This is a genomic window from Flavobacterium sp. (assembly GCF_044361015.1).
In the GTDB taxonomy this organism is placed as follows: domain Bacteria; phylum Bacteroidota; class Bacteroidia; order Flavobacteriales; family Flavobacteriaceae; genus Flavobacterium.
In genome coordinates this window covers 1-14,371 of record NZ_JBIKJL010000054.1, presented here as the reverse complement: position 1 = coordinate 14,371, position 14,371 = coordinate 1, and the positions used below count along the sequence as shown (strand labels likewise).

11 protein-coding genes are annotated in these 14,371 nt (G+C 33.9%); 1 reads left to right on the top strand and 10 read right to left on the bottom strand.

The features are described from left to right. Window positions 1-151 precede the first annotated feature (151 nt). The 10 genes from ACIQ2Z_RS10985 to nudK form a co-directional block, all read right to left on the bottom strand. The gene (locus ACIQ2Z_RS10985; RefSeq protein ID WP_396184191.1) at window positions 152-1,069 is read right to left on the bottom strand and encodes an alpha/beta hydrolase; all 918 of its coding nucleotides are present in this window, start codon (window positions 1,067-1,069) and stop codon (window positions 152-154) included. A gap of 2 nt (window positions 1,070-1,071) precedes the next feature. Next, a complete protein-coding gene (locus ACIQ2Z_RS10980; protein WP_396184190.1) occupies window positions 1,072-6,018 on the bottom strand; it encodes a T9SS type B sorting domain-containing protein in 4,947 nt (1,648 codons plus the stop codon). A gap of 33 nt (window positions 6,019-6,051) precedes the next feature. Beyond that, the gene (locus ACIQ2Z_RS10975; protein ID WP_396184189.1) at window positions 6,052-8,346 is read right to left on the bottom strand and encodes a choice-of-anchor L domain-containing protein; all 2,295 of its coding nucleotides are present in this window, start codon (window positions 8,344-8,346) and stop codon (window positions 6,052-6,054) included. Between the two features lie 16 nt (window positions 8,347-8,362). After that, window positions 8,363-9,202 carry an ABC transporter permease gene (locus ACIQ2Z_RS10970; RefSeq protein ID WP_396184188.1) on the bottom strand — a complete coding sequence of 280 codons (840 nt, stop codon included), beginning with the start codon at window positions 9,200-9,202 and terminating at the stop codon, window positions 8,363-8,365. A gap of 34 nt (window positions 9,203-9,236) precedes the next feature. Continuing rightward, on the bottom strand, window positions 9,237-10,133 hold the full coding sequence (locus ACIQ2Z_RS10965) for an ABC transporter ATP-binding protein (protein ID WP_396184187.1): 897 nt from the start codon (window positions 10,131-10,133) through the stop codon (window positions 9,237-9,239). Between the two features lie 148 nt (window positions 10,134-10,281). Then, window positions 10,282-10,530 (bottom strand): hypothetical protein, encoded by a 249-nt coding sequence (locus ACIQ2Z_RS10960; protein WP_396184186.1) that lies wholly within the window; start codon window positions 10,528-10,530, stop codon window positions 10,282-10,284. Between the two features lie 187 nt (window positions 10,531-10,717). Then, window positions 10,718-11,776: a nucleoid-associated protein gene (locus ACIQ2Z_RS10955; protein ID WP_396184185.1), complete on the bottom strand. Its 1,059-nt coding sequence runs from the start codon at window positions 11,774-11,776 to the stop codon at window positions 10,718-10,720. A 30-nt stretch (window positions 11,777-11,806) separates the two neighbouring features. Beyond that, the gene (locus ACIQ2Z_RS10950; protein ID WP_396184184.1) at window positions 11,807-12,172 is read right to left on the bottom strand and encodes a four helix bundle protein; all 366 of its coding nucleotides are present in this window, start codon (window positions 12,170-12,172) and stop codon (window positions 11,807-11,809) included. Between the two features lie 103 nt (window positions 12,173-12,275). Then, a complete protein-coding gene (locus ACIQ2Z_RS10945) occupies window positions 12,276-12,815 on the bottom strand; it encodes a hypothetical protein (RefSeq protein WP_396184183.1) in 540 nt (179 codons plus the stop codon). Between the two features lie 86 nt (window positions 12,816-12,901). After that, window positions 12,902-13,480 (bottom strand): GDP-mannose pyrophosphatase NudK, encoded by a 579-nt coding sequence (nudK, locus tag ACIQ2Z_RS10940; protein ID WP_396184182.1) that lies wholly within the window; start codon window positions 13,478-13,480, stop codon window positions 12,902-12,904. 283 nt (window positions 13,481-13,763) lie between these two features. Between nudK and ACIQ2Z_RS10935 the strand changes: the two genes are divergently transcribed. Further along, window positions 13,764-14,371 (top strand): TonB-dependent receptor (locus tag ACIQ2Z_RS10935; RefSeq protein ID WP_396184181.1); only part of this gene is annotated, 608 nt, incomplete at its 3' end.

Below are 14,371 nucleotides of genomic sequence, written 5' to 3'. Positions count from 1 at the left end.
ACGTTGATTGTAATGCTTGAAATTCATATCTAATTATCTGTAAATCAGATATAAATATACAAAAAGTAATTATTTTATGCAAGAAAAAACATAAAAAAAACCGTCTCTAGTTGTGAGACGGCTTCTTAATGGGTTTGTCGATTATAAAGAACTATTTTTTAAGTAAAAATTCAAAAGGAATGTGCAAACGTACTCTCCATGCATTTTCGGAATGTTCTTCACCTTCAAATTTTTGTGTTATCCAGTTATTATTTGTATATCCTTTTTTTTGCAATACTTCATCTACCTTTACTTGCAAGGGAGGATACATTGCATCAAGTGTGCCAGTGCCAAAATCAAAATAGAATTTATGTGATTTACTATCGGGTAAATTGGTTTTCAGGTAGTTGATAAAAGCATTTGGAATAGGATTGTTTTCAATTTCAAATGTTCCCGGCCAATGTGTTGATAGACATGCAGCCCCGCCAAAAACTTCTGGATATTCACACATTGCATACATTGATATAAGTCCTCCCATACTTGATCCGGCTATAAACGTGTTTTCTTTTTCTTTTCGGGTAGAGTAGGTTTTATCAATAAAAGGTTTAAGTTCTTCAACAATAAATTTTAAGTAATTATCTGAAAACGGTTTAAAAGGTACAGTAATTCCTCTTTTTTGTAGTGAATTTGAAACTGCATCCTTTTCTTTTACGGATAAACTTTCATAAGGTTTTTGAGGAAAATATTCGGGATGCCTTGTATTATCTGTATTCCAAATACCTACAACAATAACATTTTTTATTTTCCCTTGCCGGAAAAGTTTAGTTATACATTCATCTACTCCCCATTCCTGTTTATTCCAAGTTGTAGTCGAATCAAAAAGCATTTGGCCATCATGCATATACAAAACAGCATACTTTTTTTTGGGGTAATAGTTTTCCGGAAGCCACACACTAACGTTTCTGGGAGCTACAAAGTTAGAAGCAAAGTTTTGATATATTTCAATATTACCGGCACACACTTTTGTAACTTGAGCAAAACTTATGGTTGAACTAAACAGTAATAAATATAGAACAATTGTTTTTTTCATAACTATCTTTTTAATGCAAAATGACCTTTGACAATTCTTCCATCTTCGAATTTTATAGAATACCAATAATCGGTAGAGGGTAAATTTTGACCATTAAATGTGCCATCCCAACCTTCGCCTTTTGGATCAACTTGAGTGATTAGTTTTCCAAATCGATCGAAAACATAAATAATGGTATTGGCATAATATTTTGCACTTACCCCTCTTACATTCCAAGTATCATTATAACCATCGCCGTTAGGTGTGAAAAATTTCGGTGCTCCTAAAACCGGAATTTCTTGTGAAACTACTCCACATCCCAACAAATCTTTCACATAAACGTTGTAAATTCCGGCTATTACGTTTTCAAAAACGTTTGATGTTTGGAATAATCCATTTGCTGAGTCTAAACTGTAGACATAACTTCCAGAACCACTCACAAGAATTGTAACTGAATTATTTTCTACCAAATCGACCACAATAATATCATCAATAGTTGCCTGTTGTGAGTAAACTATTTCGATTGTTCTTGTTTGTTCACAGCCAAATGCAGAAGTAACAATAACTTTATAAATTCCATTTTGATCTACCGTAAGTTGATAGTTATTTTCACCAATCATAAGAACATCATCTTTGAACCATTGATAAGAGAAATCTGTACTGTTTCCAACTAATAAACCGGCATCAAAAGTTATTGCATCTACCCCGAAACAGATAATTTCTTTGAATCCATCTGCTAATTGAGGGAGCGGATAAACAATAAAATCAATAGTTGTAGTGGCGGGACAACTTGTATTTATGGGATTTGTAACTACTACAGTAATGATTTGCGTTTTAGTTACAAAGGGATTTGGTAATGGACTGGATAACGGATTATTATTTTCATCAAAGTAGGTAACAATCATTCCGGTTTGACCATTTAAAAGTGTACTTTCAATTATTGATGTGTCAAAACTAAACAAGCCGTCTTCTATACCATCAATATCACAAGTTGTAAAATCAGGAACCGGATTAGCAACAGGAAGAATATCAACTTTAAAAGTTAAGGTAGTTTCATCATAACAAGGCCCATTTGGGTCAAATGTTGTGTTATTCGTTACTCTAATTCGGATTGTTTGAGAATTTGTTAAAAACGGATTAGGCAACGGACTTGGGAGTGGAATGTTATTTTCATCAAAATAAGTGATTGTTACATTACTAGGATTTTGCGTTCCTAATAAAGTTGTTTCAATCGAACTTGTATCGAAAGGGAATTTACCATCTTGGTTATCATCACAAGAAATAAAATCAGGAATTGGATTAGCAACAGGCAGTTCTTCAACCGTTAATTCCACAAAAGATCCCAAACCATAACAGGCATTGTCTAATGAGCTTTCTACTCGAACCCAAATTTGTTGAAATCCAGGAAATCCTATGTTTTGATAATTAGAAGGATTTATTTCCAGTGAATTACCATTAATATCTGTTTCCGCCAAAGCATCGGCTTCTGTTCTATAATACTTAATTGTGAATGGAGTTGTTGTTGGTAATAGATTACTGATGTCAGCTGTCACGCTACTGAAATCAAACTGAGAGACACCATCTCTGTCATCATTAACGACATCAAAATACTCGTCACATTTTGAAAATTTCCTAATAAATGAATTTTGAATTTGGGTAGCTGAAACAAATACATCGATTTGTCCTACTTCAAAACAACCATCACTGTTTTCTACTCGAACCCAAACAGTTGTATTGCCTGTATTGTAGGTTAAAGGATTTGAAATTTGAAAGGCCAGATTATTGTTTTGAGCAGCTAGTTGTGTTGTAAAATAAGTGAAAATTTCATTAGCCGCATTAACAGAAATTATATCATTTTTCTGAATTAAACTTACTTCCGAAATTCCATCATTTGTAGCATCATTATCACATTGCACAATAGAAACCGGCGATGTTAGAACGGGTATTGGATATACTGTTAATGTTGCTTCATCAGATAATAATCCACAACTATTTCCAACTCTGTTTAACAAAACCCGATAGCGATAATTGTTCATTGAAGTTGTTGCTCCGGTTATTTGTAAGGTTGTAGTTGTTGCTCCTGAGTAAACCGGAGAATTAAATATAACAGACCAAGTTGCACCGCCATTTGTACTCAATTGCCATTGATAGCTATTAGAAACAGTTCCGGTAAAAGTAAACGAAGAATTTTGTGTATTACAAGTGAATTGATTTTGTGGTTGTGCCGTAATTGCAATTGGTGCACCAATAATGTAATTAGAATTTGGAGGTGTATAACCGTTTGGAGCATTAGTGACAACGCCAAAACTATTCACTACAATAGCCCCGTTCCCTAATAGTCCGTCTGAATTTCCGTCTATAAAACCGGCTTCAATAACATCAGCGCATAGATCTCCATCACTGTCCAATGAAATATAATTTCCGATGCCATCTCCGTTTGTGTCGATTGCTGTTTCTACGGAGTCATATATTCCATCATTGTCACTGTCTAAATCTAAATAATTTAAAACTCCATCTCCGTCTGTATCTATTGGGAAAAGACCATTTCCATAAACATCACTAATTCCATTTCCGTCAGCATCTATGGGGTTAAAAGCAATAAAGTTCTGCCCTTGTGCTTCAATGTTGTCTGATATTCCATCCCCATCACTATCCAGATCAAATTGATCAGGAATACCATCACTATCAGAATCTCTGGGAACACAAGTGGCTAAAATTTTGAAAGTAGCTTTTGAAGAACCTTCAGAAATGTTGATATGCTTAATGGAAAAAAAATCTGTTAAATAGGAATTGAGTTTAAAAGTTCCACTTCCGGCAGCTAATGGAATCGTACTGTTTAAACGAAATCGAATTTGAAAAGACGAAAATTCAGTCACACCACTTTCATAAATACCATCATAATTGGTGTCAATTAAAAGTTGTCCGGTTGGGTTTAGAATGGTTATTGTTTTATTGATAGCACATTGTATAATAAACTCACCAGTAGAGGATAATAAATCAGTTGAATTTGCGGTACTTACATATTCCATAGATAAACTTACTGGTTGAGAAAAATTCATTTCATAAGAAACAGAGTTTCCAATACCGATAGCGGGGTTAGTTATAAAGCTACCATCAACAGCTCCAATAAATGGTGTTGTTGTCGGTAAAGCTGAACCGGCTGTAGTAATTATTCCTGTAAAAGAATTTGAATAATTACCGCTAGTAAAAGCTCCTGTGGTTGTATTCAAAAGATTTAAATCTAAATTACCATACGATTCAGTACAATTAGCAATCCCATCATTGTCGTAATCTAAGTCAATATTATCATATGTTCCATCTCCATCAGTATCTTCAGGACAAGAACTAACCGGTATTTCATCTGATATCAACGTGATATTACAGGTAGTAACTGTTGCCGATAAATAGTATAATCCGGGAACGGTTGGCGTATAATTTGGGTTAGTCGCACCTGCTATTGGAACACCATTAAAATACCATTGATACGTATCGAAAGGAGAAAGAGAATTGATGGATAAATTTACGTTAGGAATACAATTATCACTCGTTACATCCAAACGGTTAAACGAAATTTCCGGTTTAAAGGTAAATCCGGAATAGTAACCACCATAAGTAGCAGCATCATTAGACCCAAAATAAGAAATATACAATTGTTTATCGGCAAAAACAGATATGTTTCCTGTAAAACCAGTTAGTTTATAAGTAATATAATTTGTGTTTCCCTGAACATTAAATGGACCTTGTACATTAATGAAAGCCGGTAATGAAGCTAGTGAATAATTTGTGCCATTCAGAATGAAATCAATATTCGCCCCTGTTTCTGTAACAATATTTACCCCACTATTAGTCGTGTAAGAGATATTTCCAATTAAGTTTATTAACGGAATATTATCAATGATTTTTGGGGTTTGACAACTTAAAGGTGGAACAAAATACATTTCTTGATTGGCCTGTGTATTACCCCCAACTCCTTGATAGGCAAAAATATTTTTAGAGGTATTTACATATAAATTTCCTTCTGCACTGTAGTTTGAACCATCTAAGGCAATATACTGACCGGCATTAATTGTATAATCAGGCGTTCCAGTATTTCCATTTAAAAAGATTTCCGTATTATTTTCATGAGCAATAAGTAATGGTCTTTCCGTAATGTCTATACCAAAACCTCGTACAAAAATGTACTCATTTCCGGTTCTTTCGGCGGAAACTATTTGGTCAAAACCCAAATCTAAATTATTATCTACATTTCCATTTGTTCCAGCAAATGATCCACAATTCACAGTAATAGGTTTATCTGATGAAACTAATGCTCCAATCAATCCGTCAGTATTAGGAACACTAGGTCCAGTGGTAGCCATTACAAAACATTGCCCTCTATTCAAAGTTATTGCTGCAGGGTTATTTCCGGCTCCACCATTATTAATTAAAGTAACACCTGGTTTTATATCGCTAAAAGAAACTAATGTATTATTTTCTGTAGCAAGTATGGAAACAAACGTTAAGTGATTATTTGTAATTCCGGAAATTCCGGTATTCACAAATGCTCCAATTCTAAATTCTGTGCCTAGTGCGGCTAATCCTTTTGAAACTAATCCACCTGCCTGAAAATTTTGTGGTGAAGCAGTTAATCTTACGGCAACATAGACTTGATCTTCTGCTTCTACAATAAATCCTTTGTTATTCAAAACGGCACTCATGGAACTACTACTCACCATTAATTGTGAATCGGTGCCAAAACCGATGGTATATACATAGGGGCTATTTCGTGAAACTGTGCCGCTTACAGTTCCTCCTCCCAAGGAATTGATAGTAAAATTCACCGGAGTTAAACTTGGAGAAGAAATATACATGTATTGGTTTTGTGCCGGCTGTCCGGTTGAACCTCCAATAGGCGGGATGTAATGTGTTTTACTAAACTGAGCAAAACAGTTTAGAGTAACTAATAGAAAATACAGAGCGATTTTTTTCATTTTTCTTTTTCAAAGGGTAACAAAGATAGCAAATTATCTTTTTAATGCGAAGTGACCTTTTATGATTCTTCCATTCTCTAAAAAAAGAGAAAACCAAAAATCTGAAGATGGCAAGGGCGATCCGGAAAAAGTCCCATCCCAACCTTTTTGATTCGGTAGTATTTCTTTAATTAATTTTCCGTATCGATTGAAAATGTAAATTTTAGAATTAGGTTGATTAAAGTTTTTAATTTCCCAAAAGTCATTAAATCCATCCCCATTTGGAGTAAAAAAACGGGGGTAGTCTAGTACAAAAATTTGTTGGGTCACAATTCCACAACCATTTGTGTCTTTTACAATTACAAGGTATTCTCCGGGTTCCACATTAGTAAAAATCGGACTGTTTTGAAAATAATTTCCATCCAAAGAAAAGAGATAATCGCCTAAACCGGTGTAGTTAATTTGAACAGTATTTTGGTTTCCCGAAAAATCTTGTACATCAATAGAAGTTATTGTTGCCACTCCGGAAGGTGAAATGATAAATATTTTAGTTGCTTCACATCCATCTGTATTCGTAACTGTAACAGTATAAGTATCAGGTGCTGATATATCAATTCGTGGAGTTATTTCTCCTGTGTTCCAAAGATAACTTTCGTAAATATCCTCCACTTCTAAAAAATAAGTTTCATTTTCACAGAGTGAAAGTTCTTCTGTTTCAAAATTATTAGGAATAAAAATGTTTATTTTTAAGGTAATTGGTAAAATTCCAAAACAGTTTACACCATCCGTTATCCTAGCAAAAATTAATTCTTCAAAAGGAATTATATTCGTATAATTGTTTGGTAACGCATTTGTTTGTGTTTGAGCATTTTCAGTTGAACTGTAATAAACCGCTTGTAATCCGGATGGGAAATAACTTAATACCGTTGGTGAAATATCCATGGATAAATCCAACACTGTTATTCCATCTTGATTAGTATCTCCATCACATTTAAAAATTGGAGGAACGCTAATTGCACTAATTGAAGTAGATAAAGTAACTTCAGAAATTCCAAAACAACCAAACGTATTTTCTAAACGAGCATAAATAATTTGATTGGGAGTTGTATTTTGAAATGAATCTATACTCGTCAATGTATTTTGAACGGTAAAAGCATCATTAAAATTCAAAAAATATTTTGGTGGGCCAACATTTAGATTACTTCCGATAACGCTGCTATTTGCATCATTTAAATTAAAAATAGCTAAACCATCTGTGTCTGAATCACATTGTGTAAGGTAAACATCATTAGGAATTGGATTTGAACTATATTCAATTACTATTTCACCAAAAGAAGAGCAAGTAGTATTAAAAACAACTTCAACTTTATAAAAACCAAAAGAATTTACAGTATAAGTTTGATTGGTTTCATTGTTTATAAGAACGTTATTTCGATACCATTTATAGCCAACAGCATTAGGCGAAGTAGCATCTAATGTAAGAGTTTCATTTTCACACAACGGGTTTCCGTTTGCAATCAATCGATCGTCTCCTAACTCGGTTTCCACTGTAAAACTTCCTCCCCCTAAAAAAATAGCGGAATCATATAAATTATTGCCTTGATCTGCAATAACTAATTTAATATGATATAAAACACCAGGTGTTACAAGGCTTTCTGCTTTTAATATTTTTGTTTGGCCATTATAATTTGTAGGGTGTTCAATGCCATTAAAAGCATCAAAATAAGCTTCGTTTGCAGGTGGACAGATGGTTCCCGTTCCTCTTACTGTTGGAACTTTAACCGGAATTGCCGTTCCGGGTACAACAGCTAAATTTGTATATTGGTCTTGGCTACCAACTTCTTTTAATAAAAACGCAAATCCATCGGAATAAGAACATTGATTAGAATTCGGATTCGACAAATATTGTTCAGAAGAAAAAATATAATCAAAACTTACTTTATTGGCAAAAGGCAAAAAGTCAAATTCTATCACAGTAGCATTGATAGTATTTGTTTCATTAATAGCTTGCTGTAAATCGATGTCACCAAGCCAGTTTGTGGGGCCTTCACTTAATAGACTGCTATTTGGTCCAATAGCGGAAAGGGCTCTGCCGGTTGCAATTATCACGCCATCCTGAAAAGGAAAAGTGCTAGTGCCTCGATTGAAATAACCATAACTATTGCCATTAGTAAAAGCCCATCCCGAAACGGTGATATTGGAAACATTTGCACACGAACTGTTTATCAATACATTTTCAATTAATTCTTGAGCAGTTTGATTGTCATCAATTTGAATATATTGTGCTTTTCCGGATTGGAAAGCAATTATGAGCAGTAAAAAAATTAAGATGTTTTTGGCAAACTTCATAGCGTTTGCAAAGATACTATAAATCTCTTTTCTTCAGAATTTTATAGGACATTAACACAAAAATAACAATCCAAATAAGAACAATTAAAAGTGAGTACCAATGCACGCCATAATCTTTTACATTAGCAGCACCTCCAATGGTTTCTTCAATATTTTTGATGATGGAAAGTCTGCTAAATGGTTCTTTGATTAGGTTTGACATTGATTCCAAAGGAAGGAATTGCGTAATTTTTTGATAATCATCCGAATCTTTAAAAACTTCCCATCGTAATAAACCAATTATAATTCCTTCTATAATATTCCAAATGAATAAAAATCCTATGGCAAAAGCAGAACGTTTGACTAAGATTCCTAAAAATAAACAAAAGGAGAAAAAAGCAGTAAGTTTTAAAAAATAGGCAAACAAATAATCTAAATCGGAGAAAATAATTCCAATTTCATTGTAGGAAGAAAAACTAAGACCCAATAAAAGCGACATGATAAAAATGAAAAGGGTTGATCCTAATGCAAAAACGACAACTGTTAAAAACTTCGATTGTATAAATTCTTTTTTACTCAATCCATCGATGAGGTTTTGTTTTAATGTTCCGTATGAATATTCATTTGCCATCATGGAAACAATGACTATAGCCAAAAAAAACTTTAAAATAGCAGCAATATATGTGTTAAAATGCCAGATATAAGGAAAATTAAAGATTCCCTGATCGGCAATTTGCAATTCAAATGTGCCAATTTTAAATTTAATTGAAGCAATTAAAGCGATAAAGGAAAGAATAACGAAATAGGCAATCGTTAAAATTCGACTAGCTCTGTTTTTCCATATTTTTTGAAATTCTATTTGAAGAAGTCTTGTCATGATGTTAATTGATGAAAGGTAAAGTGTGATTGGTTTAGTTCTTACTTGTTAATTCTAAAAACTGTTCTTCCAAACTATGTTTGCGTTTTACTAAATGATTAAGGTAAATTCCTTTTTCAAAAAGATACTTGTTTAAATCTTTCGCTTCAAAAGCTTGTTTGAGATAAACAACTAATTTACCTTCTTCTAAAACCATTTTTTCTATGGCGGGATGAGTAATTAAAGCAGCTTTTAATTCTTCAAAATTATCAGCTTGTAGTTCGAAAAATCCTTCATTAGCAATCATATTTTCGACTTTTCCGGAATAAAGAATCTGTCCTTTTCTTAAAACCAATACATGGCTACATACTTTTTCAACTTCGTCTAATAAGTGAGAGGCTAATAAAATTGTCGTTCCCTGAGAAGCAATATATTTGATAATATCTCTGATTTGACGAATTCCTTGCGGATCTAAACCGTTAGTTGGTTCGTCCAATATTAAAATTTCAGGGTCGTTAAGAAGGGCAGAAGCAATAGCTAAACGCTGTTTCATACCTAATGAAAAAGTTCTGAATTTACTGTCTTTTCTATCAATAAGGCCAACAAGTTCTAATTTTTCTGTCACTTTAGAATACGGTGTTCCTTTGATTTTACAAACCAATTCTAAATTTTCCTGAGCTGTCATGTAAGGGTAAAAATTTGGTCGCTCAATGATGGCTCCCACTTTTTTTAAAGCTTCGTGGGTTTCCATTGCACCGCCAAACCACCGGTATTCACCGGAAGTTTTGTTGACAACATTTAATACGATTCCTAACGTTGTCGATTTACCGCTCCCGTTTGGCCCTAAAATACCGTAAACATTTCCTTTGTTTATTTCGAGCGATACATTTTTAACAGCATGAACGGGTCCGAATCGTTTATTCAGTTTTTCAATAGTGAGAATAGTTTCCAAAATGGTAGTATTTAATCGTTAGGAGTAGGACGACTAAGTTAGGGATTTGTTACTGATTATTTTGGGAAATTAAAGACGATTAAAATTTAGTGTTGACAAAACAAATAAATTAATTTCAATTATACAATCGTTTTGCCAACACTAATTTTTATGCACTCTGAAGATGTTGCCGTTTTTTATGAAATATCATTTTTAATTTTTCATTGATTTCATGTAGTTCAGGGGTTAGTAATGTAAGCCTACCTCTGGAATCGTCTGTCATTTGCTTACCGCAACATTTACATTCGTATTCACTAATATGATTAGTGATTTTTCTGGTAGTTTGATATTGGTGACCAATGAGGGTGCAAATAAAAGTGATGCCCGAAGTCGCCGCAGAGGTGTTGTAGGTTTTCATAAATCTAGGTATTTTTGTGGTGAATTAAACCTACACTATTATAGACTAAATGCCAAATAAAAAAGATAAAATTTTGAAAATCAATATTTTACAAGGTTAATGACTACGAAAAATAAAAATCCCTAATCGTATAATTGTTTAAGGATTCCTATTTAATAAAAAAATGATTTATTTCATTTTCTAAAGATTATGATTTCTGCTCTTTATTGAAATAAACCAAATAATAATACATTTGTTTTTCTTCGTCCCAACCCTTTTCTACAAATTTTTCGGCACTTTCGGGGTTGATGAAATCGAGTTTAATTTGAATATTGGTATCCAAATTAATCACGTTTTTGATTTTTTTACGAGCATCAGAAACCGCAGCATTGGCAATCGGGAAATTAGTCACATCTTCGATGCTGTATTTTTCGCCTTTGTCTACTTTGTAACTTTTGAATTCAGGAATCAAATCGGGATTATCCATGACTTCATTCAAGAAATTGGTTTCTTCAAATTCATCGTTTTTAGCAAAATAATTCACCGAACGGTTCATAAACATAACTTCCTGTTTCTTGTCCTCCGCAGGAAAAACAACATCTTTCGCAAAATCCTGACAGAATTTTAAGTACTTTTTGGTAATGAAATTTTCATCTTGAAAAGCATCTACATTTAAGAAATGCTCTAGCCAATATCTCGCATCATAACGGTTACTGTCCACTGTTAAAATTTTGTAACCTTCGTCTTTTTTGTAATTAAAAATCAAACAACCTTTATCCAATTTATTCAAATTGATCCCATGTTGCAAATGCATTTCTAAGTTGCTTGCTTTTTCTTCAAATTGTAAAAAATCAGCTTGTACTTCACTTTTAAATACACCAATCGCATCTACTTGGTTGTTGTCAATGGTTAAATGAGTAAAATAAGCCACATACACTTCACCATTTTTAATGTGCGGATGATTGGATTGTTCAAACAAATGTTTGGTTATTTTTTTCGAAACTTCATGAATCGTTGACGGATTATCAAAAACCTCCGACGTCATTTTGAACATATCGTGGTATTCCAAATCAACTTCGTGAGCAAACTGATAATAGTTTTCCTCTTTTTCACGAAAGGATTTCAGGAAAAATTCCTTTAGCAAAGGCACAATTTCATCATTCGTTTGGTACGGTTGCTCCGATAAAAAGATGGCTTCGCTACGGCTTTTGTTTCCAACTCGGTGGATGGAAAGGGATTCGATGTGGGCGTTGAAAAGGTTAATCATAAGGTACTAAGGTGCTGAGGTACTAAGGTTCTAAGGTTTGTTTCGGTCTTTAATCTTTTTTATAAAGGCAACTAACATTCGTTCTAATTCTCTTAAATCTTCATAGAGAATGTTGAATTCGTGTTCGTTTAAATAATTAATATTTTTAGCTATTTCTAGTTGTGTTTGCAACTCGAATAACGAACTTAAAGCAATATTGAGAAACCTTAAATAATCGTTGTTTCCTTCTCTTCCATAACCTTCAGCAATATTGCTTGGAATTGAAATGGAACTTCTCCTTATTTGAGAGGTTAATCCAAATTGCTCATCTTTGGGAAATAATCGGGTTGATTGGTAAATTTTTGTGACAAAGTTCATGGCTTTCTGCCAAATCAGGAGGTCTTTAAATGTGCTCATAATAAAAAATTGTATGGTTTATAATTGAATTACAAATAAACACAATTTTTAGCAAAATTCAAAACCTCAGAACCTTAGTGCCTCAGCACCTTAGTGCCTTTTTTCAGTTCCAGTTCTCCTCAAAACCAAAATCCTCAAAAGAATCGTCGCCTCCTTCAAACATGTCTAAATCGTCTTCGTCTAAATCGTCTTCAAATTCAGTGAAAAGTGAATCGTCGTCGGCTTCAAAAGTCGGGTCATTGCCAACAAGCGGCATTAAACCTAATGAATACAATAGTTCCGGATACGTTGCACCGGCTTGTTTTTCTTCAATGGCGGCTAATTCAACTAGGAACGTCCACATATTCAAGAAATCATAGACATAAATGATTTTGGTTTGCTTTTCATATAACATGTCTTCCAAACTCAAATCACTCATAATTCGCATTTCACCCGGAGTATCGCCGGTGTCAAAAAGCGGAATTTCATCTTCTTGGTTCCAATTATCATCGCAGGTATAAAAGGAAGCCATTTCGCTGCCGTCAAATCCAAAAGCGTTAACAATAGCATTGTGCAAATCTTCTAAGGTATCGGTACTTTCAATAGCTAAATCTCTGAAAATATCTTCTTCGGTATCGAGTATTACTCGTAATTTATAAATCATCTTCGTTGCATTTTTAAGGAAGGCAAAAGTAACGAATATTTACGATTTGTGATGGATGATTTGGGAATTGTTGAAAAGATTTTGTATTATACTAATTGATTATTTTTTGCATGCAACAACAACATAATCGTCTTCGCATCTTTGATCTCCCCATTATAAACCATTGTCATTGCTTGTTCAAAGGGTAGTTCCATTACTTCAATATACTCGTGTTCAGTTGCTAATCCGCCGCCGTCACTGACTTTCATTTCGGGTTGGTACTCGGCAGTAAAAAAGTACAGAATTTCCGTGACAGCTCCGGGTGACATGTAGGCTTCAAAGACTTTTTTCACTTCGTGAATGCGGTAACCGGTTTCTTCTTCGGTTTCGCGTTTGATACAATCTTCCGGATTTTTTTCGTCCAATAGTCCGGCACAAACTTCAATCATCATGCCGCTTTCATTGCCGTTTAAAAAAGTTGGTAAACGAAATTGTCGGGTTAAAATAACGGTTTGCTTTTCTTTGTTGTATAATAAAATAGCGGCTCCATTTCCCCTGTCGTACACTTCACGTCGTTGTATTTCGGGTTCGCCGTTTTCAGGGGTGAAGTTGTAGGTGACTTTATTTAGTAGGTACCAATTGTCTGACAATAATTCCGTTTTGGTGATTTCGATTTTTGGGTTCATTTAACTTTTTAAATATTACAAATATCATACAGTTTAACGCAAAAATGAAGATTTTATTCGATTTGAGAAAATGAATTTTCAATTTTTCAATTTTTAAAAATCATTAAGATATTAAGTTTCATTAAGTATTTGAATGTTTAAACCTTAATGAATAAATCTTAATTTTCTTAATTCCTTACTGGTTTAAAAATACAATTCATCCTTCAAAATTAACAACTCAGTAATTTTCAATTTCCTAGGGATAATGTTTGTAGCAACTTTGTCTTATCAAAATCAAACCCGCATGAAAACTTATATAACTTTACAAATCATATTCGTTTCACTTTTATCATTTAGTCAAAATGTTATTTCCGGAAAAGTTGTCGATGAAAAAGAGCAACCCATTCCAGGAGCCAATGTTTATCTAGAAGGAACCTATGATGGCGGTTCAACAGATGAAAACGGCCAGTTCAATTTTACGACCAATGAAACCGGAACCAAAACATTGACTATTAGTTTTCTTTCTTTTGAAACATATTCGAAAGCGATAGATGTTAGTCAGTTTCAAAATCAAACCATCAAACTTAAAGAGAGTGTCAATGTTTTAGATGCTGTCATTTTAACGGCGGGAACCTTTGAAGCTGGAGATAAGGCTCGTGTTTCTGTTCTAAAACCATTAGACATTGTCACAACCGCAGGTGCCGTTGGTGATATCATTGGTGCATTGGCAACATTGCCCGGAGCTCAAACAGTGGGCGAAAGTAACCGACTGTTCGTTCGTGGTGGAGAAGCTGACGAAACCCAAACATTTGTGGACGGTTTGCGAGTTGCACAACCTTATGGTGCAACTGCCAATGATTTGCCCACTCGTGGTAGATTTTCACCGTTTTTATTCAGCGGGATTTCATTTTC